General features: G+C 37.8%; 23 protein-coding genes. 8 read left to right on the top strand and 15 right to left on the bottom strand.

All coding sequences use genetic code 11. The annotated features are described in order from the left end of the window. The 5 genes from BHECKSOX2_RS05880 to BHECKSOX2_RS05860 form a co-directional block, all read right to left on the bottom strand. Positions 1 to 245, bottom strand: a 245-nt coding sequence (locus tag BHECKSOX2_RS05880; protein ID WP_180323630.1) for a transposase, incomplete at its 3' end; no start/stop codon positions are given. A gap of 186 nt (positions 246 to 431) precedes the next feature. After that, positions 432 to 2642 carry an AAA family ATPase gene (locus BHECKSOX2_RS05875; protein ID WP_139682857.1) on the bottom strand — a complete coding sequence of 737 codons (2211 nt, stop codon included), beginning with the start codon at positions 2640 to 2642 and terminating at the stop codon, positions 432 to 434. Between the two features lie 126 nt (positions 2643 to 2768). Then, positions 2769 to 3341, bottom strand: a complete 573-nt coding sequence (locus BHECKSOX2_RS05870) for an FAD-binding protein (protein WP_245391331.1) — start codon at positions 3339 to 3341, stop codon at positions 2769 to 2771. Next, entirely contained in the window at positions 3341 to 4771 is a 1431-nt protein-coding gene (locus BHECKSOX2_RS05865; RefSeq protein ID WP_139682856.1) for an FAD-linked oxidase C-terminal domain-containing protein, read from the bottom strand. The genes BHECKSOX2_RS05870 and BHECKSOX2_RS05865 overlap by 1 nt, the downstream gene beginning before the upstream one ends. 154 nt (positions 4772 to 4925) lie before the next feature. Next, on the bottom strand, positions 4926 to 6317 hold the full coding sequence (locus BHECKSOX2_RS05860; RefSeq protein WP_342589272.1) for an ATP-binding protein: 1392 nt from the start codon (positions 6315 to 6317) through the stop codon (positions 4926 to 4928). Between the two features lie 282 nt (positions 6318 to 6599). Between BHECKSOX2_RS05860 and BHECKSOX2_RS05855 the strand changes: the two genes are divergently transcribed. Beyond that, on the top strand, positions 6600 to 7715 hold the full coding sequence (locus tag BHECKSOX2_RS05855) for a pyridoxal-phosphate-dependent aminotransferase family protein (RefSeq protein ID WP_139682855.1): 1116 nt from the start codon (positions 6600 to 6602) through the stop codon (positions 7713 to 7715). Positions 7716 to 7800: 85 nt separating this feature from the next. Here the strand turns inward: BHECKSOX2_RS05855 and BHECKSOX2_RS05850 are convergent, their stop codons facing one another. Next, positions 7801 to 8034 (bottom strand): YfhL family 4Fe-4S dicluster ferredoxin, encoded by a 234-nt coding sequence (locus BHECKSOX2_RS05850; RefSeq protein WP_010645784.1) that lies wholly within the window; start codon positions 8032 to 8034, stop codon positions 7801 to 7803. An 89-nt stretch (positions 8035 to 8123) separates the two neighbouring features. Between BHECKSOX2_RS05850 and BHECKSOX2_RS10445 the strand changes: the two genes are divergently transcribed. The 4 genes from BHECKSOX2_RS10445 to BHECKSOX2_RS05830 are packed head-to-tail and all read left to right on the top strand — an operon-like array spanning position 8124 to position 12166. Then, positions 8124 to 9068, top strand: coding sequence for a peptidylprolyl isomerase (locus BHECKSOX2_RS10445; protein ID WP_139682854.1), 945 nt, complete (start codon positions 8124 to 8126; stop codon positions 9066 to 9068). A 1-nt stretch (position 9069) separates the two neighbouring features. After that, the gene (gene mraY, locus BHECKSOX2_RS05840) at positions 9070 to 10155 is read left to right on the top strand and encodes a phospho-N-acetylmuramoyl-pentapeptide-transferase (RefSeq protein ID WP_139682853.1); all 1086 of its coding nucleotides are present in this window, start codon (positions 9070 to 9072) and stop codon (positions 10153 to 10155) included. Beyond that, on the top strand, positions 10152 to 10595 hold the full coding sequence (locus BHECKSOX2_RS05835) for a deoxycytidylate deaminase (RefSeq protein WP_139682852.1): 444 nt from the start codon (positions 10152 to 10154) through the stop codon (positions 10593 to 10595). Before mraY ends, BHECKSOX2_RS05835 begins: the two co-directional genes overlap by 4 nt. Next, positions 10595 to 12166: a peptide chain release factor 3 gene (locus BHECKSOX2_RS05830; RefSeq protein ID WP_180323680.1), complete on the top strand. Its 1572-nt coding sequence runs from the start codon at positions 10595 to 10597 to the stop codon at positions 12164 to 12166. The genes BHECKSOX2_RS05835 and BHECKSOX2_RS05830 overlap by 1 nt, the downstream gene beginning before the upstream one ends. A 51-nt stretch (positions 12167 to 12217) precedes the next feature. Here the strand turns inward: BHECKSOX2_RS05830 and BHECKSOX2_RS05825 are convergent, their stop codons facing one another. Beyond that, entirely contained in the window at positions 12218 to 12409 is a 192-nt protein-coding gene (locus tag BHECKSOX2_RS05825; RefSeq protein ID WP_071565370.1) for a hypothetical protein, read from the bottom strand. A 189-nt stretch (positions 12410 to 12598) separates the two neighbouring features. On the opposite strand from BHECKSOX2_RS05825, the gene msrA reads away from it, so the two are divergent. Further along, positions 12599 to 13900 carry a peptide-methionine (S)-S-oxide reductase MsrA gene (gene msrA / locus BHECKSOX2_RS05820; protein WP_139682851.1) on the top strand — a complete coding sequence of 434 codons (1302 nt, stop codon included), beginning with the start codon at positions 12599 to 12601 and terminating at the stop codon, positions 13898 to 13900. 17 nt (positions 13901 to 13917) lie between these two features. Here msrA and BHECKSOX2_RS05815 read toward each other — a convergent pair whose 3' ends face one another. Continuing rightward, positions 13918 to 14514 (bottom strand): YceI family protein, encoded by a 597-nt coding sequence (locus BHECKSOX2_RS05815; protein WP_139682850.1) that lies wholly within the window; start codon positions 14512 to 14514, stop codon positions 13918 to 13920. Between the two features lie 124 nt (positions 14515 to 14638). Between BHECKSOX2_RS05815 and BHECKSOX2_RS05810 the strand changes: the two genes are divergently transcribed. Beyond that, entirely contained in the window at positions 14639 to 15250 is a 612-nt protein-coding gene (locus BHECKSOX2_RS05810) for a hypothetical protein (protein WP_139682849.1), read from the top strand. A 175-nt stretch (positions 15251 to 15425) separates the two neighbouring features. Here BHECKSOX2_RS05810 and gyrA read toward each other — a convergent pair whose 3' ends face one another. The 7 genes from gyrA to BHECKSOX2_RS05775 all read right to left on the bottom strand — a co-directional run bounded on the left by gyrA (position 15426) and on the right by BHECKSOX2_RS05775 (position 26126). Continuing rightward, on the bottom strand, positions 15426 to 18002 hold the full coding sequence (gene gyrA / locus BHECKSOX2_RS05805; protein WP_139682848.1) for a DNA gyrase subunit A: 2577 nt from the start codon (positions 18000 to 18002) through the stop codon (positions 15426 to 15428). A gap of 106 nt (positions 18003 to 18108) precedes the next feature. Then, positions 18109 to 19176 carry a 3-deoxy-7-phosphoheptulonate synthase gene (locus tag BHECKSOX2_RS05800; RefSeq protein ID WP_139682847.1) on the bottom strand — a complete coding sequence of 356 codons (1068 nt, stop codon included), beginning with the start codon at positions 19174 to 19176 and terminating at the stop codon, positions 18109 to 18111. Between the two features lie 6 nt (positions 19177 to 19182). Further along, entirely contained in the window at positions 19183 to 19974 is a 792-nt protein-coding gene (gene folE2 / locus BHECKSOX2_RS05795) for a GTP cyclohydrolase FolE2 (RefSeq protein WP_139682846.1), read from the bottom strand. After that, on the bottom strand, positions 19971 to 20348 hold the full coding sequence (gene queD, locus BHECKSOX2_RS05790) for a 6-carboxytetrahydropterin synthase QueD (protein ID WP_090716336.1): 378 nt from the start codon (positions 20346 to 20348) through the stop codon (positions 19971 to 19973). Before queD ends, folE2 begins: the two co-directional genes overlap by 4 nt. Before the next feature lie 77 nt (positions 20349 to 20425). Next, the gene (gene parC / locus BHECKSOX2_RS05785) at positions 20426 to 22663 is read right to left on the bottom strand and encodes a DNA topoisomerase IV subunit A (protein WP_139682845.1); all 2238 of its coding nucleotides are present in this window, start codon (positions 22661 to 22663) and stop codon (positions 20426 to 20428) included. 36 nt (positions 22664 to 22699) lie between these two features. After that, positions 22700 to 25510, bottom strand: coding sequence for an aminomethyl-transferring glycine dehydrogenase (gcvP, locus tag BHECKSOX2_RS05780; RefSeq protein WP_139682859.1), 2811 nt, complete (start codon positions 25508 to 25510; stop codon positions 22700 to 22702). A gap of 280 nt (positions 25511 to 25790) precedes the next feature. Further along, positions 25791 to 26126, bottom strand: coding sequence for a GNAT family N-acetyltransferase (locus BHECKSOX2_RS05775; RefSeq protein WP_090715987.1), 336 nt, complete (start codon positions 26124 to 26126; stop codon positions 25791 to 25793). A 362-nt stretch (positions 26127 to 26488) separates the two neighbouring features. Here BHECKSOX2_RS05775 and BHECKSOX2_RS05770 point away from each other — a divergent pair. After that, positions 26489 to 26914: transposase family protein (locus BHECKSOX2_RS05770; protein ID WP_483444635.1), on the top strand; the 426-nt coding region annotated here is incomplete at its 3' end.

The following is a 26914-nucleotide window of genomic DNA, read 5'->3' as shown; positions in this document are numbered from 1 at the left end:
AAAACAACACGCTCATCAGAGAGGTTTTCTAGTTGTTTAAGCAAAAGCAAACCTACCATCAGCCTGATGGGTTTTGAGGGTCTGCCATTGTTTTGAGAGTAATGTTGTTCAAAGGCATCATCAAAGACTGTCCAATTAATAGTGTTGGCTAGTTGTATTAAAGGGTCTTTGACATCTAATTGAGAAAAGAGCTCTGAATGAAAAAGATTTGATTGGGTGGATATTGGGCTAGATTTAGTTAACATTTTTTTAAGCAAAACGACCAAGAAATAAGAGGTATTTTAGCAAAAGTTGGTTGATTTGTCTAGGGTTATTGTTGGTTTTATTGTTATAAATCAATTTGTTGTGTGGTTTTTAAGGGTTGACTATGTATTTTTAATATTGATGGTTTATAGTGGGTTTTCTTGGGTCATTTTTGTTAGATGGTAAATTTAATGCTGGCTATTTTCTTTTAAAATTTCATAATGCTTAGGGAAAGTGATTTCTATCATCTCTAATAAATATTGCACATTTTTCTGGCATTCTACCACGAGAGATGGATCAAATCCTGCCCCAGTTTTGTGTGATTGATCGTTTGTAAATTTATAAATTGCTGTTTTTTTATTTTCATCAAATTCTATTTTTTTTAGTTTTTTAAATGGACTTTCGCCGTTAGGAACCATGAACAACAAAAAAGATTCTAATGTTTTTCTGGCGATATTAGGAATATGATAGACAGACTCTATCGTTTCATCTGTCTTAAAATCAATTAATAATTTAAATAAATATTGATATTCAGTATCATAGTTTTTTAACAAATCATCTAATTTATCTAGCATTGCAATTCTTGTTTCGTCTTTATATAAATTTTTAATCATAAAATAGTGACTATTTTTTTTATCTCTTTTCATCCACCCTAAGACAAGCTTTAAAAAATCAAAATTATGTGTAAGAATAAAAACTTGATTGGCGTCTTTTACTGAATTTTTCAAAAAAGAAAACGCTTGAAATATGGAGTTAGAATCCATGCTAGAAATTGGATCATCAATAACAATAATTTCCTTGCTAATATCAAAGTCTCTATCCTTTAAATGGATTGTAAAATAAACAAAAGCAATTGCTGTCTTTTCACCTTCACTTAATCTGTCTGCTGTCTTTCCATTTCGTTTAACCTCATAACCGCCTTCGACAACCTCAAATATAAGATCATCTCTGCCTAAAAATGTTTTTAACTGCTCATTCATTTCTTCACAAGCAGTTTCAGAAGTAGAAGTTTTATTTTTATTGTTATTGATTCTATCTTGTATTTCAGTCAAACTTAGACTGTCAGGGTCATTAGAATCCCCTTCTCTTATATTTTTACATTCATTTTCTAATACACCTATCTCTTTCCTTGTACTGTTAACCTCATCTAAAATTTCACTTAAATAATGCTTTTCTAATTCTGATTCTGCATTCTTTTTAGCATTGGAAAAATCTCTAGTTTTTTGATTACATTCTTCAATACGAATATTTGCTTTAACTATAGACGACATAAACTGTTCGTCATTAATTTCAATTTGTAAGGTTAATACTTCTGTTGTATGTTGCTTTTTATCTGTAATTTCTTTATCCAACTTCTTCACTTTTTTTAATAGTTGTTCTTTATAGGTTTTGAGATTTTCAACCTCCCTTTTGTAGTCCTTTTGAAATTCATCGTATAAGTTTGCTTCATCCATAAACGAGAGTTTGCTTATTAAGGAGTAAATTATTCTAGTTCTTTCAAGTAAGGACTCAATATCCTTTTTTAATGACTTATCAGCATCATTAAAGTAAGACAGTAATTGCGGAATTCTATCAACTGGTAATTGTTGATTGCAAAATTCACAATTATTTAAATCAGTTTCTTTGTGTAAATAAATACCTTCTTCTACCCATTTTGAAATATTTGGATTATTTTTTAACCTATCTATAACAACATTCTCTACTGTTTTATTTAAAATATTTTTAGAATCATTAATTATTCCTTCTAACGCTTTGGTTGTAGTTGTTTCAATAGGTGTAAGTTGTTGCTTTTCTTGTTGCTCTAAAGTTGTACGATGTTCTTCTATTAATTCTTGAGATAAAACTTTCTTGCTTTCTAATTTATCAAAAGCCTCCTCTGCATTATTTTTATTATAATTTCTTGCTGAAACTCTACTTATATCTGCACTAATAATTTTAGCAACATCTTTAAAAAATTTATTTTTATCCTTAATTAATTCTTTGACTTTCTGTTCCTTTATAGCTAAAGCCTCTTTTCTATCACTTAACTTCTTTTCATCTTTTTGAATAATTCCTAATAAATCTAAATTTACTTTTCCAAGCATGAAAATTGGTTTTATATTTCCTAAAACAACATTGACATTATCAGCAACATATTTCTGATTAAAGACATGAATATTTTTATCGTATGCTTGTGTATTAGAATAATTATTACCACTACAAGTAATTGTATATTTCAAGTCTGGAAACTCTTCTAATTCTCCGCTTTTAAAAGCTTTAAATAATTCTGAGAATGTTGTTTTTCCAGATCCATTCCAACCATAAATCAAATTAAATTTAGCAAAATTTTCAAGATTACCATCTACAGAGTAATCCTCAAATATTCCTAATTTTTGAATTGTATTTATTTTTTTAATCACGCAACACTCCTATAAATCTCACATTCCAACCCACCCAACGCCTTTAAATACCCCATTTTACCGCCAAACAATCCAACAATTCCCAGCGGGGAACCAAATGTGTCTAGTGGTTTGACTTGAAGGATTTTAAAATTTTGTATTGGCACTATTAAAAACCCCTTTCGGGTCAAATACTTGTTTTAATTTCTGTTCAATCTCAGTTCTTAACACTGATTCATTTTCTAATTTAACAGATGTGTTAAGTTTGCCAACATAGACATCTGGCATTACTTTAAAACTGATTTGTGTCACCATTGCTAATTGTCCTTTTGAGCCGACTAACAGGCGAGATACATCGTAGCCTGCAACATTTTTCATCACTTGTCCGCCGAAATTAAGTAGTTCGCCAGTGCCATCGATAATTTGTACGCCTAGCACGCTATCAGATATATCTTGTCCGCCATTGGCATACACAGCACCAATACTTACGCTGTCATCATCTGTATAAAAAGGCAGAGATTGGTTGTTTTTCTCAAGTTGTTTTTTAATCTGTGCAATCGGCGTGCCTGCTTTTACCGTCATGACCAATTCTTCAGGGTAATATTCCACCACGCCTGAATAGCCTAGTAATGTAGTGTTAATATGTAAATCGCTAGACTCCTTAACCAAAGTTTGTAATTGTTGAATGCGTGCATCCATTGGATTTTTCATTAGATTCATTAAAAACGCTCCAATTCTGGGTGGGGTAATTTCCCGTGATGCACATGCATTGCACCCAACTCAGCACAGCGGTGTAATTCGGGTACGGCTTTGCCAGGATTGAGCAATTCATTCTCATCAAAAGCTTGTTTAATTTTGTGAAATATTTCTAGTTCTTTTGCATTGAATTGATGACACATAGCGTTTAATTTTTCCACGCCCACACCATGCTCCCCTGTGATAGTGCCACCCATATCAACGCTGAGTTTTAAGATTTCTGTGCCGAATTCTTCGGTTTTTTCTAGCTCACCTGCCACATTGGCATCATACAAAATAAGCGGGTGTAAATTACCATCGCCCGCATGGAAAACATTGGCGACTCTGAGCTGATATTTTTGACTTAACTCATTAATTTTTTCCAACATATCTGCCAAATGACGGCGTGGAATCGTACCATCCATACAATAATAATCAGGGGACAGTCTGCCTACCGCAGGGAAAGCAGACTTGCGCCCTTTCCACAAATTGAGTCGTTCTGCTTCGCTCTGTGATACTTTCAAAGTTGATGCACCTGATAAAACTTTTAATACACAGTCAAGTTCTGCTTGTACTTGCGCCTTAGTACCGTCCAATTCACAAAGTAATAGCGCCTGAGCCTCTAATGGATAACCCACATTTGCAAATCCTTCGGCCGCTTCAATGGCAAAACTGTCCATCATCTCTAACCCAGCAGGGATAATCCCCGCCTTAATGATATCAGCCACTGCGTTCGCACAATCACGCACAGAATCAAACCCAGCCATCACCACACGAGCCAACTCAGGTATTGGTGTGAGTTTCACAGTAATCTCGGTCACAATACCCAATAAACCTTCTGAGCCATTCATTAGCGCCAAAAGCCCCAAGCCTTCATCTTGACGACTCAAAATAAGTTCTTCGCCATCAATAGTCAGCATCTTAATCGCTTCAACATTATGCACCGTCAAGCCGTATTTCAAACAATGCACCCCGCCAGAATTTTCAGCCACATTACCCCCAATCGTACAAGCGATTTGACTAGATGGGTCAGGTGCATAATACAAGCCAAATTCGGCAACCGCTTCGCTAATGGCAATATTTCTCACCCCCGGCTCAAGGACTGCTAAGCGTTTCTTCTCATCAATAAATTTAATTTTGTTGAGTTTTGAAAGCCCTAAAACAACAGACTCTTCCAACGGCATCGCACCACCTGATAAACCTGTGCCTGCACCACGCGTGACCACAGGTGTGTTGTATGCTTTACAAATTTTTAATACTTGTTTAATCTGCTCAACACTCTGGGGCAATACTACCGCTAAGGGTTTTTGCCGATACACGCTCAAGCCGTCACACTCAAATGGGCGTGTATTTTCCTCACCTGTAAGAACATTGCCCTTAGGCAGAGTGCGAGATAATTCGTGAATAATTGACATCAACTAAAAATTTCTTGATTCAAGAAATTAAATAACGGTGAAGCAACGGTGAAGCAATTTTTCTTGACTGCTATCCCTGTTGCAATAAAGGTATTATGAAAAATTTTCCAACTATTAGTGTGTGTTTTAAAACAACAGTGAAGCAAAATTACAATCATTTCGCCCACCATGGTACATATTTTCTTGCTTTCGTTCCAACATTTGTATCGTATATATTTATTCTCTTTTCTTTTAGGCTAAAGTTTATTATTTTAGATACCATTGACCTATTCTCTTCTCCTATACCTAAACGCTCTCTTAAAGAGGTATTTGTCATATAGTCTCTTTGAACATATCTTAAACTTGAGTGCTGATAACAAGCTCTTGTTTTATCTGATTTGTCCATATCTCTCAACTCTTTATGAGAAAAAAGTATCGCTATAGTCGTCTCATTTGATGTTTCAAATATTGGTGCTGGAAGTTGGTGGATTTCACTTTGCAATACCACTTTATCAATGCCACTACCTCTTTCTTCACAAACGCCAATTCTTCTCATAAAAGAAGCTAGAGCCTCATTTCTTGACTTTGGAGCAGAATCTAAAAGTCTATCTATATCAACAAGTGGAGCACCAGGATTTGTTACTTCAAAACGGTTGATAAAAATCTCAATCATAACTGAGTTGCCACTTTGAAAAAAATCTTGATGAATAATGGCATTGGCAACTATTTCTCTGATTGAAAGCTCAGGGTACATACTTACATCTTCTCTTAATGCTTGTTTTATAATCTCATTTGATGGCAACACGCCGTTAATATAACGAATCAGTCTTTCAAAAGCAATCGCATAACCTTTACTACCCACTACTTCTTTGATTGTTTCTGATTTTGTCTTATCTCTGTATTGTATAACTCTAATAGCTTTTCTTTTGAGATTGTTAAATCTTTTTAAATCTCTTGCAAATAAAATTGCACCTAAATTAGTGATATCATATTTCCCATTTGTATTTTTTTGTATTAAATCATCATTACCTAAACTTTCTAATATCAAGTCCCTGCTTTCAGGTAAATAAAGTTTAAGTAATGCAAAATAGGCTTTATATTCTAAATACTCTAATACTTCATCACCTGTTAAATTATCTGCTGAAATCTGTTTTTCGAAAGGAACTTTATCAAAAACCCTCCACAACTCTCGTTCTTTTACCGATAAGTCTTGTAACTTTTTAGTACAAGAACCAACTCTTATATATTCAGTCCCACTAAAACTTGTTGGAAATTCATATGCAGGTGCAATTTCAAGTAACACAACCATTCTTCCATCAAAATCTGTTGAATAAAATTTAAAATCAATTTTTGGCTTAAGTGACCTTAACAGCCAATTTTCTAATGGCTCATTATTTTTTTTACTCGTAAATGGTGTGAATGTAGTACCAAGTATTTCGTGTGTTCTATCATCAATACCCCACATTACATAAGCATTAGATTTCCCATTAAGTACAGCAGAATTAGATAAGGCACTTATATATTTACCAATCATTTCAGGATTATCATTATCGTGTTTAAATTCCAACCATTCTTTTCATTCGGTTGTATTAACAACTCTTGAATAAGAGAAGTTATATGTTCATTATTTTTATTTATACTCACCTTGCCCTCTTTGTAATTGTTTTAACGGCTTATCTATTTATATTTTACTCTGACTCAACATACACTCAAACCATCGCATTCAAATAGATGGATATTTTCTGCACCTGTAACAACATTACCCTTAGGCAGAGTGCGAGATAATTCGTGAATAATTGACATGCAAGCCATTATAATGGCTTTTTTATTTTCTAACCTTTATAAAACCATGAAATCATTCAATCCACCAGTAAGAACACTAATGGGCCCAGGTCCAAGTGATGTACATCCGAGAATTTTATCCGCTATGGCACGCCCAACGATTGGACACCTTGACCCTGCTTTTGTTGGCATGATGAATGAAACCAAAGAAGGCTTAAAAGCCATTTTCCAAACTGAAAATGAATTAACCATGCCAGTATCAGCACCAGGTTCTGCAGGTATGGAAACTTGTTTTGCCAACTTAGTTGAACCAGGCGATAAGGTTGTGGTTTGTATTAATGGTGTATTTGGTATGCGCATGAAAGAGAACATCACGCGTCTTGGTGGTGAGGCTGTTGTGGTAGAAGATGATTGGGGCGCAGCTGTTTCTTTGGATAAAGTTGAGCAGACTTTAAAAGACAATCCTGATGCTAAAATTTTGGCTTTTGTGCACGCAGAAACTTCAACAGGTGCACGCTCAGATGCAAAAGCACTATGTAAGATTGCACACGATAACGACTGCATTACTATTGTTGATGCAGTAACTTCATTAGGTGGCTGCGAATTGCGTGTTGATGAATGGGAGATTGATGCGATTTATTCAGGTACGCAAAAATGTTTATCAGCGATGCCAGGTATCTCACCAGTAAGTTTTAACGAGCGTGCTTTAACTAAAGTAAAAAACCGTAAAACACCAGTGACTTCTTGGTTTTTAGATTTAAACTTAGTGATGGGTTATTGGGGTGACGGGGCTAAGCGTACTTACCATCACACTGCACCTGTCAATACTTTATATGGCTTGCACGAATCATTGGTTATGATTTTAGAAGAAGGTTTGGAAAACTCATGGGTACGCCACCAAAAAAACCATGAGCTATTAAGAGATGGCTTGGAAGCAATGGGTATTAATTTCTTAGTTAATGAAGCAGAGCGCTTGCCACAATTAAACTCTGTCTTTATCCCGGAAGGTGCTGACGATGCAAAAGTGCGCTCTACCCTACTCAATGACTACAACCTAGAAATTGGCGCTGGTCTTGGTGCATACGCAGGCAAAGTTTGGCGTATTGGCTTAATGGGGCACTCCTCTAGAAAAGAGAATATCACATTATGCCTAGCTGCACTTAAAGAAATTTTAGATAAATAAGCTACCATCCTTAAAATCCAAAAAAGGGCGACCCATTGGTCGCCTTTTTTAGGTTTTAAATTTAAAGAAAATATGAAACAAAGAATTATTTTAACTTAGCTAATAACTCCTCTTCTGTCTCAACATTATCAGGATCAGACAAACAACAATCTACTGGACAGACTTCTGCACATTGTGGCTCATCAAAATGTCCAACACATTCGGTGCATTTATCAGGGTCAATTTCATAGATTTCATCGCCCATATAAATCGCTTCATTTGGGCATTCTGGCTCACAAACATCACAGTTAATGCATTCATCGGTAATCAATAATGACATAATATTCTCTACTAAATTTTTAAAATTATGAGGTGTATTTTACTGTGATTTTAGGTATCATACCCACTTTTGTATCGAGTCTTAACCTTATGAAAACTTTAATTGTACTTTTTACTCTTTTTCTATCTCTTCAATCTCAAGCCAAATTAGCAGAAGGTTTGTATGCTAATTTACATACTAATCAAGGGGATATTGTCGTTCAACTTGCTTATAAAAAAGCGCCGTTGACGGTGATTAATTTTGTCGGTTTGGCAGAAGGCACAAAACGCTCAAATATCCAAACTGGCAAACCATTTTATAATGGCTTGAAATTCCACCGAGTAATTGATAATTTTATGATTCAAGGTGGCGACCCTAAAGGCAATGGCGCAGGGGGTCCAGGTTATCGATTTGCGGATGAATTTAGTAATTTAAAGCATGATAAAGCTGGTATTTTATCAATGGCAAATTCTGGACCAGACACTAATGGCTCACAATTCTTCATCACTCACAATGCTACGCCTGGGCTAGACGGAAAACATGCTGTCTTTGGCCATGTGGTAAAAGGCATGAGTGTGGTTAATCGCATCAAAAAAGGAGACTTCATTCGAAAATTGACTATTATTCGAGTGGGTGATGAGGCTAAAAAATTCCAAACCGATGAAGTGGCGTTTCAAGTAGAAAATAAAAAACATGCGATTAAAAAAAATGAGAAATTTGTTAAATTTGTTAAAAGCAACTATCCAAATGCAAAAGCCACAGACGGCGGATACTTTGTGCAAATCATTCAAAAAGGAACCGGTGCAAAATCAAGTAAAGGCGATATGGTCAATGTTAAAATATCATCTGGGTTAGATGGCGGAAAGAAAACAGGTAAAACTGATGAAATAATAACTTTTGCCTTAGGTGAAAATGCTATGGCTAAAATCATTGATCAAACAGTATTAGGAATGAAAGTTGGTGAAAAACGTACGATTATTACCAACAATATTGTAGGTATATCGAAAATCTCGCTTCTCATTATAAACTTGGAGCTTCTATCTATCAATCAATAGAATGTTCCTAGAGTTCATTAATTTTCTTACTCAATTTGATTCGGGTTTTAATGTTTTACAATATTTAACACTTCGTGCAATTTTAGCGATGCTAATGTCTCTATTTACTGTGCTGGCTTTGGGTCGCTTATTTATCAATCGCTTACAACAATACCAAGTTGCTCAAATCATTCGCCATAACGGTCCAGAATCACATCTGTCTAAAGTAGGCACGCCCACCATGGGCGGTGTTCTGATTTTATTGTCTTTTATTGGTAGCGTACTGGTATGGGGCAATTTACACAATGTTTATCTTTGGATTGTAGTGGTGGTTGCGTTGATTTTTGGGGGGATTGGCTTTGTTGATGATTATTTGAAAATTAGTAAAAAATCTGCCGATGGTTTGAGCGCCAAACAGAAATATTTAACACAATCATTCAGTGCAATTGCAATTGCATTATGGATAGTAAGTAATACTGAGCAGGCAATTTCCACTGATTTGTTAATCCCTTTCTTTAAAGATTTGACTGTGCCGTTGGGTGCTATCGGCTTGGTCGTATTGTCTTATTTTGTGATTGTTGGCAGTTCTAATGCGGTCAACCTCACTGATGGCTTGGATGGTTTGGCAATTATGCCAACTATTTTAATTGCAGGTGCTTTGGCGATTTTTGCTTATATTGGCAGTAATTATCATTTTTCTGAATATCTCAATATGCCTTTTATGCCAATTGCCAGCGAGATGGTGGTGGTTTGTGCTGCTTTAGTCGGTGCAGGATTGGGTTTTTTATGGTTTAATACTTACCCTGCTGAGGTTTTTATGGGCGATGTTGGCTCATTGGCATTGGGTGCGGTTTTGGCAGTCATCGCAATTATCGTTCGTCAAGAAATCTTACTGTTTATTATGGGGGGTGTTTTTGTTGCTGAAACACTCTCTGTTATCATTCAAGTTGCTTGGTATAAACGCACTAAAACGCGTATTTTTCTAATGGCGCCGCTTCATCATCACTTTGAGAAACAAGGTATGTCAGAGCCAAAAATCATCGTTCGTTTTTGGGTGGTGACTTTAATCTTGGTGTTAATCGCCCTAGCCTCTATCAAAATCCGATGAGCGCCCTAGGCAAATGGGATGAGCGCTATTTAGCGCTCGCTAAAGAAGTCTCTACTTGGTCAAAAGACCCCTCAACTCAAGTCGGTGCAGTCACGGTTGGTAGTAAAAAAGAAGTGCTTTCTCAGGGCTTTAATGGCTTTCCACGCAATATTAATGACACTGATGAGCGCCACAACAATAAAGAAACCAAATACAAATTCGTAGTACACGCTGAGATGAATGCGATTTACAATGCTACTTATTCTGGCACCTCGCTTGATGGCGCTACACTTTATGTTTACGGTTTACCGATTTGCTCAGAATGCGCCAAAGGCATTATTCAAGTCGGTATTAAAAAAGTAGTAGTGGAAAAATCTAAAGAACTTGACAACTGGAATGACAGCGTCAAACTCTCAAAAGCAATGTTTGATGAAGCTGGCGTTGAGCTGGTCATTAAATAATGATATCTGAAGTTGCCAAGCGTCGCACTTTTGCGATTATCTCTCACCCTGATGCCGGCAAAACCACCGTTACTGAAAAACTGCTTTTATATGCAGGTGCCATTAAAACTGCAGGTAGCGTTAAAGCCAGAAAAGCAAGCACCCACGCCACTTCGGACTGGATGGAAATGGAAAAAGAACGCGGTATTTCCATCACTTCATCCATTATGCAGTTTGATTATAATAAACATGTTATCAACTTACTTGACACACCAGGACATGAAGATTTTTCCGAGGATACTTACCGTACATTAACAGCGGTAGACTCTGCACTGATGGTGATTGATGTTGCCAAAGGTGTAGAGATGCGCACGATTAAATTGATGGAAGTTTGTCGCCTGCGCGATACCCCAATTCTCACTTTTATCAACAAATTAGACCGTGAAGGTAAAGAGCCAATTGAATTAATGGACGAAGTTGAAACCGTACTCAATATTGAATGTGCACCTATCACTTGGCCAATTGGCATGGGCAAGCGCTTCAAAGGTGTGGTACATTTACTTGAAGATAAAGTCTATCTGTATGAGGCAGGTAAAAATTCTAAGATTGGGGAAAATATAGTGATTAACGGCGTTGCTAACCCTGAGCTTGATGTAATATTGGGCACTGAAGTTGCACTTGAAATGCGTGAAGAAGTTGAACTTATTCGTGAAACAACCACGCCATTTGACTTGGATGAGTTTCTAGCAGGCAAGCAAACCCCTGTATTTTTTGGTTCAGCCATTTCCAATTTTGGTATTCAGAATTTGCTTGATGGCTTTATTGAGTATGCACCAACGCCAAAAAATCGTGAGTCAGATACCCGAGAAGTCAAACCCGAGGAAAACAAACTCACGGGTTTTGTGTTTAAAATTCAAGCCAATATGGATCCGAAACATCATGATCGCCTTGCTTTTATGCGATTGGTAAGTGGACAATACAAGAAAGGCATGAAGGTTTTGCAAGTATCCACGGGCAAGCAAATCAAAATTGCCAATGCAGTTACCTTTATGTCGCGAGAACGCACCTCAGCAGAAGTGGCTTATGCTGGCGATGTAATTGGTATCCACAATCATGGGGGCATCAGTATCGGTGATACCTTTACCCAAGGGGAAAAACTCACTTTTCAGGGTATTCCAAACTTCGCCCCAGAATTATTTCGTCGTGCCGTCTTAAAGGACCCACTCAAAGCCAAAGCCTTGCAAAAGGGCTTGGACCAACTCTCAGAAGAAGGCGCAACTCAAGTATTTCGCCCAATAATCAACAATGCACAAATTCTCGGTGCCGTGGGTATTTTGCAATTTGATGTGGTTGCCCACCGCTTGAAATACGAATACGGGGTTGACTGTCAGTTTGAAACCATTAATATTACCACAGCACGCTGGATAACAGGTAGCAACAAAGACATTGAACAACTCAAAGCCAAAGCAGGCAACAATGTGGCAATTGACTCTGCTGGCGTTCTCACTTATCTAGCACCATCCACAGTTAATCTACAACTTACGATAGAGCGCCACCCAAACCTAGTTTTTTCCGCTACTCGTGAACATTAGCCAAAAAAAACGACCCGCTAAGATCGTTTTAAAAAATATATTCTACAGCCTTTAAACTGAACAGCTCATATCTTCACCACAACACATAGGTGATTTGATTTTGCCATGACCATTTGGACACTCTGATATTTGCACACTCGACCCATCTTCTAGTGCCAAATTTCCGTCTGTTAATGGTGCATCGCACTTTCCACAAGTTGCATTAACACTCATACCGCATTTTTTACATTCATAAGTTGGCATTATTTTCTCCTTTTATTTGATAAAATGTTATGTTAAAGTAAGTTTAACAACTAAGATTTTATACGATTTAACGAATGGCAATAGGGTTATTTAATTACAAAAAATAGGCGTTTTTCTTAAAAAATTGCAACTAATTTAAGACTAATGGCGTACGAATAAGATGGACTGAACAAAAAAAAGGAGAAGCAAATGGTATTAGAAATTGTCTTTGCAGCAGGTTGTTTTTGGGGTGTGGAAAAGAATTTTGAACAAATATCTGGTGTGATTGAAGTAACTTCTGGTTATGCTGGCGGTAATTATGACAACCCAGACTATCACCAAGTGCTGGCAAATAAAGATAATAACACAGCATTTAATTTTCTAAATTTATTAAAAAAAATCTCTTGGAGTGATAAAGAAGACGAAAGTGATGAGCATAACAAAGAACCCAATAAAAACACCATCAATCATACTGAAGTCGTTAAAGTTATTTATGACACAAAACTGGTTTCTACCGAGTTTTTAATTAAAAACTTTTGGGAATTACACGACCCCACCCAAACCGATGGGCAGGGCAATGATAAGGGTAATAATTATCGCTCAGCCATTTACTGGACGAATGACGAGCAAAAACAAATCGCACTAAGCACTAAAGATGAATACCAAGCGCTATTAAATAAAAAAGGCTTTGGAGAGATTGTGAGCGAATTAAAACCTTTAGATAAATTTTGGCAAGCAGAAGATTATCATCAAGACTATTTAGCTAAAAATCCAAATGGCTATTGCCCTAATCATAAAACGGGGGTAAAGTTTGCCAGCAAAGGAATGATCAAAGAAAAACTCAGTGGCACTTATAACGAACACCTTAAAGACCTTATTTTAGAGCCCTTAGGTGACAAGGAAATTATAGTCATTGAGTCCGATGCTTATTGTCCGTATTGTGTGGCTTTTAAGCAAAAAGTACTGGATAAATATAAGGGTAGTATCCCCGTTAGAAGCGTGTTTGCACACAATCTTAAAGGCTATACAATCAAAACGCCAACTTTTGCCACACCAACTATCTTATTTATTGAAAATGGCATAGAAAAAGCAGGTTTTCAGGGTTACCTATCACCACAAGAGTTTTACAAAATTTTAGGGAAATTCAAATTAGGAGACTCTAAGGCCTTTGATATTGCTTTTAACGAAGGGACCGAAGGTCGTTTTTGCAAACAATACGATATCTTCAAAAATACACCAGATGGTGTATTTGTTGACAAACTCTCAGGTGCGCCCTTATTTGATACTAATGATCGTTTCAATTCTAAAAGTGGCTGGCTTAGCTTCACCAAAGCTATTGACAACAGTACGATAGAAAAACCAGACAACAGATTTGGCATGAGCCGCATTGAAGTTATATCAAAAAGCACTGGTATTCACTTAGGGCATGTATTTGAAGATGGCCCAAATGGCACTCGCCGTTTCTGCATTAATGCTACTGTGCTAGATTTTGTTGCAGATTTAAAACAGTAATCTTGGTGATTTTTAGCTTACTGTTTATCTGCAAAACTTAATACAAAATTAACCGCTACTTCCTCAGAAAGACTCAAACCGCCCACTGTTTTTGACAAGGCAACTAAATTCTTAGCGGGGACACCATAATCCTTAGCATTGATAATGATTGGCTTCATAGAGGTGATTAATAACTTCTTTTTATAAACTTTCGCAATTAGTACCTCTAATTTTATCTCTTTGCTAACGCCATAAAACTCCAAAATAGCGGGTATTTCCATTCTCTTGTAATAGCGAATTGACTTGATTTTTTTCATATCAATTGTTGCCTTAATGGTCGCCTGAGGAAATTTTGCCACTTTAAAAAACAACGCTTTCAATCGTTGATCTCTTATCGGTATATTTGTATCTATGTTGCTTAGGTTAATGTTTATTTCCGCCTGCCCTGAGTTAGAAATTGACCCTGTTATGCCTTCAAAAACCGCAGGATCAACCACATATTGTTTTTTTATAGTGCTAAAATTGACTACCGAATTATTGCTGTCAACAATATATTTAGGTGCTGCAAAAGCACTATTTAGTGTGCTTAGTGATAGCAACAAAAATGCAGCCAGTGTTGTTTTTATTAAATTCATATTATTTCCTTAAAATTATTAACCCGATAGAGCAACATAACGATTGATTACTTTCATTCTCACAATTTTTTATTATACAATATACAATAAAACTTTTATATATGCATTACATAGGAGCGCCATTATGATTGAAAAATTTCCACCTATTCCTCAGGATTTACAGGTTAAAGTATCATGTATATCTAATCAACACCAACAATTGAAACAGCTTCAATTTGTAGATATGACTGGAACAGATCAGATTAAAAATAACGACTGGGAAAATCCCAAGTATCTTGGCTTTGCAAGTGCCAAAAAATCTCAGCCAAATTTAGAGACAATCGGCCTTTACACAATGGGCATTGCCACATGCGTTGGTATTGGAGTGCTCTTCCAAGGTCAAACACACAATGGCGTTGGTCTCGTGCATTTATCCTCTGATGTGGTACTCAATGAAAATGGCTGTGGTTGCCTGAATGCACTGAAAAATATCCTCGCTACACTCTTGGAAAAAGGCAGTACAGTTGGATCATCCATAAAGGTCGCGCAAATATATGATATTGGTGATGCAGATAAAACCAAGTTAATGATTGAACAGATTAATAAAATACTTGATGAATTGAAATATACGAAAACGAGAATTGTGGCCATGCAGACAGATCAACTTGCACCTTCTGCACAAATGGCAGGCAATGCAAACCTTCAACTTGGGCCTTATAACTGCATGACAACCCAAAAGGAAGAAGTATGTAAATAAATCACTTGAGGTACTTTTGCTTGCACAACAACATACAAATAAATACCATACGCACCTTCGCCATCAGCATGTATATGGAAAATTACCCTTTAGAAACGATTTACCCAGTTTAATTTACACTCCCCATTCTTGCATTTTCAAGATTTTTTACGCTTACGCCTACATAGTTTCTTTATTATTCTACTTCTTCCTCGGGCGTTTCACCCTCGTCTTCAGTTTCAGCAATTTTAGCAATGGAAACTAATTTCTCGCCTTTGGCGATTTTGATAAGTGTGACACCTTGAGTGTTTCTGCCAATAATAGACACATCATTAGCTCTTGCACGAACCAATGTGCCTTTGTTAGAAATTAGCATCATTTCATCTTCATCGGTAACTTGAATAGCACCGACTACTTTGCCATTTCTATCACTGGTCTTAATAGAAATAACACCTGATCCACCACGCGCTTGGGCTCGATATTCATCAAGATTAGTACGCTTACCGTAGCCTTTTTCAGTGGCAGTTAGAATTGGACTTGAATCATCAGCAATAATAGCTGAGACGATTTCATCATCTTTTAATTTCATACCACGCACACCGATAGCTGTTCTACCAACGGCGCGTACATCTGATTCCCTAAATCTAATTGACTTACCATTTGCTGAGAACAGCATAATATCATTCTCTCCAGAAGTAATATCAACCCCTACCAATTTGTCGCCATCTCTGAGCTCAATGGCAATGATACCGCCTTTTCTTGGGCGAGAAAAATTCGTCAGTGATGTTTTCTTACAGGTACCGCTACTGGTTACCATAAAGACAAATTGATCATCAGTGAACCGATCAACTGGCAAGATTGCATTAATAACTTCATCTTTTTCTAGTGGCAATAAATTAATAATTGGCTTACCACGCGCCGTGCGTGATGCCATTGGCAATTCATAAACTTTGAGCCAATGCACCTTGCCCATTGATGAGAAGCACAAAACGGTATCGTGAGAATTCGCCACAAACAGTTGGTCAACAAAATCTTCGTCTTTCATCTTTGTTGCCGCCTTACCCTTGCCACCACGACGCTGCGCTTGATAATCACTCAGTGATTGCGCCTTAACATAACCACCATGCGATAAGGTAACAACACGCTCCTCTTGTGCGATTAGATCTTCTAGAGTTAGGTCAATTTTATTTTCAATAATCTCAGTGAGTCGCCCATTAGCAAAGTTATCGCGAATTTCAATTAATTCATCACGAATCACTTGCATTAACTTTTCAGGATTTTGCAAAATATCAAGCAAATATTTAATGCCTTCTAACAATTCATTAAATTCATCAAAAATCTTGTCTTTTTCTAACCCTGTTAAACGATGAAGCTTTAAATCAAGAATGGCTTGTGCTTGCTTTGGTGAGAACTGGTATTCGCCATTTGCTTGTAAACCCATCTCTTCTGGCAAATTTTCTGGCTTAAACAAAGACATATCGCGCTCGCCAATCAAATCTTTCACCACAGTGCCAATCCAAGTCTTAGATGCCAATTGAATCTTCGCCTCAGCTGGGTTGGGTGCTGCCTTAATCATTTCAATGATTTCATCAATGTTAGTTAGTGCAACAGATAAGCCTTCTAAGATGTGTGCACGGCTTCTTGCTTTGTTGAGTTCAAAGATAGAACGGCGGGTAACCACATCACGCCTATGTGCAATAAAGGCATCAATAATACCTCTGAGCGTCATTAGCTTCGGCATACCTCTGTCAATTGCCACCATATTGATGCCAAATACCGTTTGCATTTCAGTCAGCTTGTATAAGTTGTTGAGCATCACTTCTGGCACTTCACCACGACGCAGCTCAATCACCATACGCATACCGTCTTTATCAGACTCATCCCTTAAACCTGTGATGCCGTCAACTTTTTTGTCTTTAACCAGCTCAGCAATCTTAGTAATTAACTTGGCTTTATTTACCTGATACGGCAATTCTGTTACGACAATACTTTGTTTGTCTTCGCCTTCAACATGAGAGACCGAACGCAAATAAATCTTACCCTTGCCTGTTTCGTAAGCTTGACGAATACCAGATGCACCGTTAATAATACCCGCTGTTGGAAAATCAGGACCAGGTATCAATGCTAACAGGTCATCAAGCGTTATTGTGTCTTTATCAATGACCGCCAAACAAGCATCAACAACCTCACCTAAATTGTGCGGTGGAATATTCGTTGCCATACCTACCGCAATACCTGATGAACCGTTTACCAATAAGTTAGGAACACGCGTTGGTAGAACGCTTGGCTCTGATTCTGAACCATCATAGTTGTCAATAAAATCAACGGTTTGCTTATCTAAATCGCGTAATAATTCATGTGAAAGTTTTGTCATACGGATTTCCGTATAACGCATGGCCGCTGCACGATCACCATCAACAGAACCAAAGTTACCTTGACCATCAATTAAGATACTACGCATTGAAAATGGCTGTGCCATACGAACGATAGTGTCATATACCGCAGTATCACCATGCGGGTGATATTTACCAATCACATCACCAACAATACGCGCTGATTTTTTATAAGCTTTGTTGTAGTCATTACCTAACACATCCATGGCATAAAGCACCCGACGATGCACAGGTTTTAGTCCGTCTCGGACATCAGGCAGAGCACGACCAACGATGACACTCATTGCGTATTCCAAATAGGAATCTCGCATTTCATCTTCAATAGTAACTACGGGGAAATTAGGCGTGAACGCTTCAGGGTTATCAATGTTTTCAGACATGCAAAAAAGGCTTAATTAAATTGCATTTATTGTACTCTAAATAGGGGGATTTCGCAAATAAAAAATACAAATAATTTAAGTAAAAAAGTCACTATAAATCAATAACCTATGAATTTCTTTTCTGAATGGATTTTGAGAGTGTTTTGAGTAGTTTCTCAGTGTCGTTCCAACCGATACAACCATCGGTAATACTAACCCCATATTCAAGCGATTTTAACGGCCCAACTGACTGGCTACCTTCATTCAGATGTGACTCAATCATCACCCCAAAAATTTGCTCAGAACCTGTACTGATTTGCTTGGCAATATCATCACCAACTTTGATTTGATTTTTAAACTTCTTCTCGCTATTAGCATGTGAGAAATCTACCATTAACTTATTGGATAAACCCGAATCAACAAGTTGTTTAGCAGTTGCATCCACACTCTTGCTGTCGTAATTAGTTTCCCCCTTGCCGCCACGCAAAATGACATGGCAATTTGGATTACCCGAAGTGGTATAGCGATTAATCATGCCTTTTTTATTAATTGACCAAAACATATGTGAACTACTGGCAGAAACAACCGCATCAATGGCCACTTGAGCGCCACCATCTGTGCCATTTTTAAAACCCACAGGGCAAGACAAACCTGAGGCTAACTCACGATGTGTTTGACTCTCTGTGGTACGCGCACCGATTGCACCCCATGAAATCAAATCAGAGATGTATTGCGGGGTAATTAAGTCCAAGTATTCGGTTGCTGTTGGCAAGCGTTTTTTAGCTAGATCTAACAATAAACCGCGCGCTAAATCAAAGCCTTTTTCCATATTAAAGCTGCTGTTTAAATCAGGGTCGTAAATCAAACCCTTCCAGCCAATAGTAGTGCGTGGCTTTTCAAAATACACACGCATAACGATAAACAAATCATCTTTTAACTCATCGCGTAATTTTACTAATTTCTCGCCGTATTCTATCGCCGCCTTAGGATCGTGAATAGAACAAGGACCAACAACAACAAGTAAGCGTTTGTCCTTACCTTTGATGATATTAGCAATGGTTTTGCGTGCATCAACAATAAAGTCAGATTCCGATTTTTTTACCTCGTGCCTTTTGATGTACACTATCGGTGGCGTAATAGATTCTGCCTTAGTAATGCGAATATTGCTAATTTTTTGTAGTATTTTTTTTAGCATGGAGGCTTAATATTTATTTTCAATTAAAGCATAAGCCGAGTGATTGTGAATGGATTCAAAGTTTTCTGATTCTAAACGATAGTAATCAATATTATCATTGGCGTTTAAACCAACTGCAATGTCACGCACTAAATCCTCAACAAATGCAGGGTTATCATACGCTCTTTCAGTGACAACTTTTTCATCATCACGCTTTAAAATGGCATACAACTCACATGAGGCTTTTTGCTCTGCCAATTCAATCAAATCTTCCAAATGCAAAGTTTTACCTTTGACAACTCTAGCTTTAATCGTAATATGCGAGCGCTGATTATGCGCACCATATTTAGAAATACTCTTTGAACATGGGCAAAGACTGGTGACTGGCACCACAACTTTTATCATCACCTCAGAAGTACCTTGATTCAAAATACCGTATAAAGTCACCTGATAATCCATCAACGATTCCACACCTGAAGAAGGTGCTTTTTTCTTACGGAAGAAGGGAAAATCCAGCGTGATATGCGCTGTATCAGACTCTAATCTTTCACGCACCTTGTCAATAATTTTATCAAAATTACCACTGTTAAATTCACAAGGCCCGTCGTTCAAAATCTCAATAAAACGCGACATATGCGTACCTTTAACATGCTCTGGTAATGTCACTGTCATCGTAAAGTTGCCAATCGTTGGGTTTTTATTGCCATCACGGTCAATAAAAGTAATTGGATGTGAAATATCTTTAATGCCTACTTTGTCAATAACGATTTGACGCGTATCCGCATTATTTTGTGTATCAGGTAAATTAGCTGCACTCATAGTCTTGGCTCCGAATAAGCAACAGATGCTCGAGGTGTCTCCCAAATAATCACTTCGCAAACACGAACATCTTGATTGTTAATTAACACACCCACCTCTTGATAAAAATATTTTGCAATATTTTCAGCAGTTGGGTTCAACTCATCAAAAGGTGGGATCTCATTCAAATATTGGTGGTCCAGTCTCTTAACAACTTCTTTGGTTTGTTTTTTAATTTCACGAAAATCAATGGCAATACCTAAAGCATCAACTACTTCAGATTCAACCGACACCTCAACCTGCCAATTATGACCATGCAGGCGTGAACAATCACCAGGGTAATTTCTTAAGGAATGTGCTGAAGCAAAGTCAGTGACAATTTTTAAGACGAACATAGTTCGGAAAAATTATAAAAAACGCTATTATACCAATCTATATGAGTTAATTACACCTTGAATTAATAGGTGTCTACTTAATCAACGGCTTCGATTTTAGATAGGTTCTGATAACCTTTCGGCAACAAGTTACCGCGTTTTGCACGCGCACCCATATAATTGGTTAAGTCTTGAAATTTAATGGTTAAATGACGCTTACCTGCCGTTACTTTAAGGTTTTGTGTGTCTAACAATACACACACACTCACCACAAATTCTTCACCAGAAATCCTCTCTTTCGATGGGATTTGAATGAGTTTGTTGCCCTTGCCTTTTGACAAGATTGGCAACTCAGATACTGGGAATATCAGCAACCTGCCACGATTGGTGGTAGTGGCAACAAACTGTTTTTCTAAATCATTGACCTTAATTACCTTCATAACTTTAGCAACACCTGGCAATGATAATGAAGCCTTACCTGCTTTTTTCTTTGATAATAAATCACCAATGGTAGCAATAAAACCATAGCCTGCATTTGATGCAAGCAGGATATTTTGGCTATCATCGCCCATCACGACATCAACAAATTTAGCATCTGCTGGTGGTGTGAGCTTTCCTGTCAGTGGTTCACCTTGCCCTCTTGCGCTTGGCAAAGAATTAGCAGTTAGTGCGTAAGAACGCCCTGTTGAATCCAAGAAGACTGCTACCTTGTTACTACGGCCTTTAGCGCTGGTTAAATAATTATCGCCCGATTTATAATTCAAAGTAGTCGGGTCGATGTCATGCCCTTTAGCACTACGCACCCAGCCCTTGTCACTCAGTACCACTGTCACATTTTCAGCAGGCACTAAATCATCTTCATTAAAGGCTTGTGCTTGTGCAATATTCGAATTAATACTTGAGCGTCTTTCATCGCCAAAGTCTTTAATAATGGCTTTAAGTTCTTTTTTAATATAAGTTTTTAGACGCCTGTCACTTGACAATAGCAATTCTAATTTTTCTTTTTCTTCTGCCAATTCTTTTTGCTCGCCTTGAATTCTCATTTCTTCTAATTTAGCAAGGTGACGAAGTTTTAGCTCTAAGATTGCTTCGGCTTGTATTTCGCTAAGTTTAAAACGCGATATTAATACTGGCTTTGGCTTATCCTGCGCACGAATAATCGCAATCACTTCTTCAATATTTAAAAATGCAATCAATAAACCATCTAAGATATGTAGGCGCGCCAAAATCTTATCAAGGCGGTAATTTAAGCGCTTGGTAACCACTTGGATGCGATAAGTTAGCCATTCCTTAATCATTGGGATAAGTGGCTTAACCTGTGGTTTACCATCCAAACCAATCACATTCATATTAACGCGATAATTTTTCTCTAAATCGGTAGTCGCAAATAAATGCAACATTAACGCATCAGCATCCACGCGATTTGACCTTGGGACAATCACAATCCTAGTTGGATTTTCATGGTCAGATTCATCCCGAATATCTTCAACCAATGGCAGTTTTTTCTTACGCATTTGGTCGGCAATTTGCGTAATAACTTTAGATCCAGAAGTTTGAAAAGGCAATGTTTCAACAATAATATTACCTTTTTCTTTTTGATAAGTGGCACGCATTTTAACCGAGCCATGACCTGTGGCATAAATTTGTCTAATATCTGCCTCATTCGATACAATATCAGCACTCGTTGGATAATCCGGTGCCGGCATAATCTTCATGATCTCATCTAATTCTGTAGCAGGTTCATCCAATAATTGAATACAAGCATTCACAACTTCAGTCAAATTATGCGGTGGCACATCTGTTGCCATACCAACAGCAATACCTGAAGTGCCATTTAAGAGTAAATTAGGCACTTGCGCCGGTAAGTTTTTAGGCTCTTGTAATGAACCATCAAAATTATCCGCCCAATTAACCGTACCTTGGTTGATTTCACTGAGCAATAAATCTGCATAACGAGAAAGTTTGCTCTCGGTATAACGCATTGCTGCAAATGATTTAGGGTCATCAGGTGCGCCCCAGTTCCCTTGTCCGTCAATAAATGGATAACGATAAGAAAAAGGTTGCGCCATCAACACCATCGCTTCATAACAGGCGCTGTCGCCATGCGGATGGAATTTACCTAAAACATCGCCCACAGTACGGGCAGATTTTTTGAATTTTGCTGTGGATTTGAGTCCTAATTCACTCATCGCATAGACGATACGGCGCTGTACAGGCTTGAGTCCATCACCCACAAATGGCAATGCACGGTCAAGAATAACATACATAGAATAATCAAGATAAGCATTCTCACTAAATTGTGCAACGCTTTGTTGCTCAAGGCCGATTTGGCTCATTTTTCCCCTATAAAGAACACAAAAGTTTGGATTATTTTAGCTTAAATCTTCAAAGGCTTCAATGGCAATACACGAACAAAACAAATTTCGGTCGCCATACACATTGTCAATACGCTTCACTGGCGGAAAATATTTATTCTGTTTTAAAGACTCAACAGGATACAGCGCTGTAGTGCGTGAATAAGGGTAACCCCAATCTCCTGCCATTTCAAGTGCGGTGTGCGGTGCATTTTTCAGTGGGTTGTTGTCCTTATCCCATTGTCCAGAAATTACATTTTGAATTTCATCATGGATACTCACCATCGCAATAATAAATCTATCAATTTCTCGCTTTGATTCACTCTCGGTCGGCTCAATCATGAGTGTACCTGCCACTGGAAACGACATCGTTGGCGAATGAAAACCATAATCCATTAAACGCTTGGCAATGTCTTCTTCCGTGATGCCGCTGGCATCTTTCAAAGGGCGAATATCAATAATGCATTCGTGTGCCACCATACCTTGCTCGCCACGATAAAGAATTGGAAAATAGTCTTTTAATTCATTGGCAATATAGTTAGCACTGACAATAGCAACTTCGGTTGAACGCTGCATACCATACTTACCTAATAATTTAATATACGACCATGAAATCGGCAAAATTGAAGCAGAGCCATACATCGCTGCTGAAACAGCATTTGAATCTTTAATTAATGGGTCGCCTGGTAAAAATTGTGCCAAATGTGCCTTAACACCAATAGGCCCCATACCCGGGCCGCCACCACCATGCGGAATAGCAAAAGTTTTATGTAAGTTAATGTGTGATACATCTGCACCAAACTCACCCATACGGGTAATGCCCACCATCGCATTTAGATTAGCACCATCTAAATAAACCTGCCCACCTCTGGTGTGAATAATTTCACAGATTTTTTGTATTTGAACTTCAAACACGCCATGTGTCGAGGGATAAGTAACCATAATTGCGGAAAGATTATCAGCATGTTTTTGTGCTTTTTCTTGCAAATCATCCACATCAATATTACCTGAGGCATCACATTTTACAATCACCACCTTCATCCCTGCCATCACTGCACTAGCCGGGTTTGTACCATGTGCAGAAGATGGAATTAGGCAGATGTTACGATGTGTATCACCACAAGACTGGTGATACGCATGAATCGCAAGTAGTCCTGCAAACTCACCTTGAGAGCCTGCATTGGGTTGCAATGACACCGCATCATAGCCTGTTACTTCACAAAGAGCGTGCTCTAAATCTTTAAATAATTGCTGATAGCCTTGCGTTTGCTCTATTGGTGCATAAGGATGCAGTTGTGAAAAACCCGGCAACGAAATTGAATACATTTGCGTAGCAGCATTTAGTTTCATGGTACAAGACCCCAGTGCAATCATTGAATGATTAAGCGCAATGTCTTTATTCTCTAAACGCTTTAGATAACGCATCATTTCAGTTTCACTATGATACAAACTAAATACAGGATGCGTTAGATACTCAGAATCTCTAGTCACATCAGAGGCAAAATTAGTCATACCATCGCTGGCCACATAAGCGATTATAAGGGCATCTAATAATGCTGATAAATCTTTCTTGCTAGTGCTTTCATCCACTGCAATGGTGAGTTGATTGTCACTTAATAAGCGACAATTAATACCTTTGTCCTGTGCTTGATTAAACAGCATTTTTGCCTTATCAGTATTGACAGTAATGGTGTCAAAAAATTGCTCACTTACCAATGTAAACCCTGCCTCAGTAAAACTCTTGGCAAGTGTTAATGCCTTTAAATGTACTTCAGTGGCAATCTTTTTCAAACCTTTAGCGCCATGATAAATACCATAAGCAACTGCTAATACTGCTAACAAAACTTGTGCAGTGCAAATATTACTGTTTGCCTTGTCACGGCGAATATGTTGCTCACGCGTTTGCAAAGACATACGCATTGCCGGATTACCAAGTGTGTCTTGTGACACACCAATAATGCGCCCCGGTACCATGCGTTTAAACTCATCACGGGTGGCTAAAAATGCAGCATGAGGACCACCAAAACCCATCGGTACGCCAAAACGCTGAGAATTACCAATAGCAATATCTGCACCCATCTCGCCTGGCGTTTTAATTAAGGTTAGTGCCAAAAGGTCGCAAGCAACAATGGTTAAGACATTTTGTATTCTGGCTTTTTCAATATCAGCGTTCAAATCACGCACTTCGCCGTTCGTACCCGGTGATTGCAACAAAACAGCGAAACAATCCGAGAAATCATTACCTTGGACATCTGCCACCACTAACTTGATACCCAATGGTTTGGCACGCGTTTGTAAAATCGTAATGGTTTGTGGATGGGTATTACTGTCACACAGAAATTTATTAGACTTGTTTTTACGATTGGCGCGATGTGCCATCATCATCGCCTCAGCAGCGGCAGTTGGCTCGTCTAATAAAGAAGCATTGGAGATATCCATGCCCGTTAAATCAATAATCATTTGCTGAAAATTGAGCAACATTTCCAAACGCCCCTGAGAAATCTCAGCTTGATAAGGGGTATAAGCGGTATACCAGCCAGGATTTTCTAGAATATTTCGCTGAATGACGCTTGGCATTAAAGTGCCATAATAACCCTGTCCGATAAAATTGGTGGCAACGATATTTTCGCCAGCCAATTTGGTTGCCAGTGTCAAAGTATCTCGCTCGCTTAATCCTTTGTCAAGCGCCATTCGATTGCCAAATAAAATACCCTCAGGCACCGTTTTCGAGACCATCTCATCAATTGAATTTTGTCCGGTTGCCTGCAACATTGCGGTAATATCTGCTGCATTGAGACCAATGTGTCTGTCTAAAAATTCGTCACTCATCATGAATATAAAAACACTAAATAAAAAAAGCATTTTATCTTATCAAACATTAAATAATCATATTAAAAGACCTTTGCATAAATAGGGATGATTGGCAAAATCCAATTTTTGCCCAATGGGTGATTTCTTTAAACCTTGTCCTAGTAAGTTTAAAAAATCGCCAAGTGGGTGAAAAGTGGGTTTTTGATGATTGTTCCTATTTGTCTACAGGTGAGACTACACACTGCAAAGGTCTTTAAAAATTGAATTTTGTTAATCATCCAAAATTAACACAAAGACCTTACATCGTTGGACATTCATTTGATTCAGATTCTGCCTTCCAACCTCGATCAATATAATATTTATCATTTGTAGCAAGAAGCTGAACCTTCTCTACGCCTAGCACTTTATACCTTTGAAGTATATGGTCTAAAAGTGCTGACCCTGCCCCTTTAACGATTGTGGTTTGATTGGCTACCAACCCTTCAGGATTTGACACAATTGCCTTAACTTCAGGCACTTTGATGTCTGGACTTTTTGCATAAGATATAGCTTCTATTCTTCCTTCGTAAGTAACAACATGAATTTCTCTTTCAAATTCACCATCAAAAAGTTCTTGTCTAATATCATTTTCCATGATTGATGATAAGCCTGAGGACTCATAAGATTAAGTGTTACTCTGGTATATTCCTTCCCCCATCTATGTAAAACAGGCTTAACATTTTTTTATATAGCGCCATATCACTTTTTGATTCCAACTTGTAAGTTTTGAATTGAAAATCACTCTCTATGTTAATTGTCCAGTTCCACCACGTTATTCCAGTTTGAGCATTTGAATCAATAATTCTCAAGCCACTTACAATCGTCATTTTAAGGGTTTGAGTTTTTGCTTGCAAAAAGCCAAAAAATAAAAACTCAAACCCTTAAACTTCCCCCCTAAATTAGGGTGGTAGTTGCCGTAACATATTAACTTTTTTTCTACTACAAAAAGGAGAATATATGAAACAGAACTACCACATGAATGCGAATACTAATGCACATTCAAGAGCGATTATACACGGGGCTAAGGCTTCGAATACTACCTTAGCACACCGCTTTGGTGTTAGCACTAAAACCATTGCCAAATGGAAGAGTCGTGATTTTGTTAAAGACAAAACCTCAAGACCAAAGACAATACACTACGCTTTAAATGAGACCGAGCGTGAGATTATTCGAGTAGTACGAACCCTCACTTGGTTAGAACTTGATGACTTAACTGATAGTATTGTTGCCTGCATGCCAAATGCCAATAGGAGTAATGTATATCGCACTTTGGTGTGTTTTGGCATTAACCGAGTGCCACAAGAAAAGAAACAACAAGCCTCTACATTTAAGGAATATGAGCCTGGATATTTACACATTGATGTTACCTATTTACCAAAACTA

Source organism: thiotrophic endosymbiont of Bathymodiolus puteoserpentis (Logatchev) (assembly GCF_900127505.1).
Classification (GTDB): Bacteria; Pseudomonadota; Gammaproteobacteria; order PS1; family Pseudothioglobaceae; genus Thiodubiliella.
This window is presented reverse-complemented; position numbering and strand designations above follow the sequence as displayed.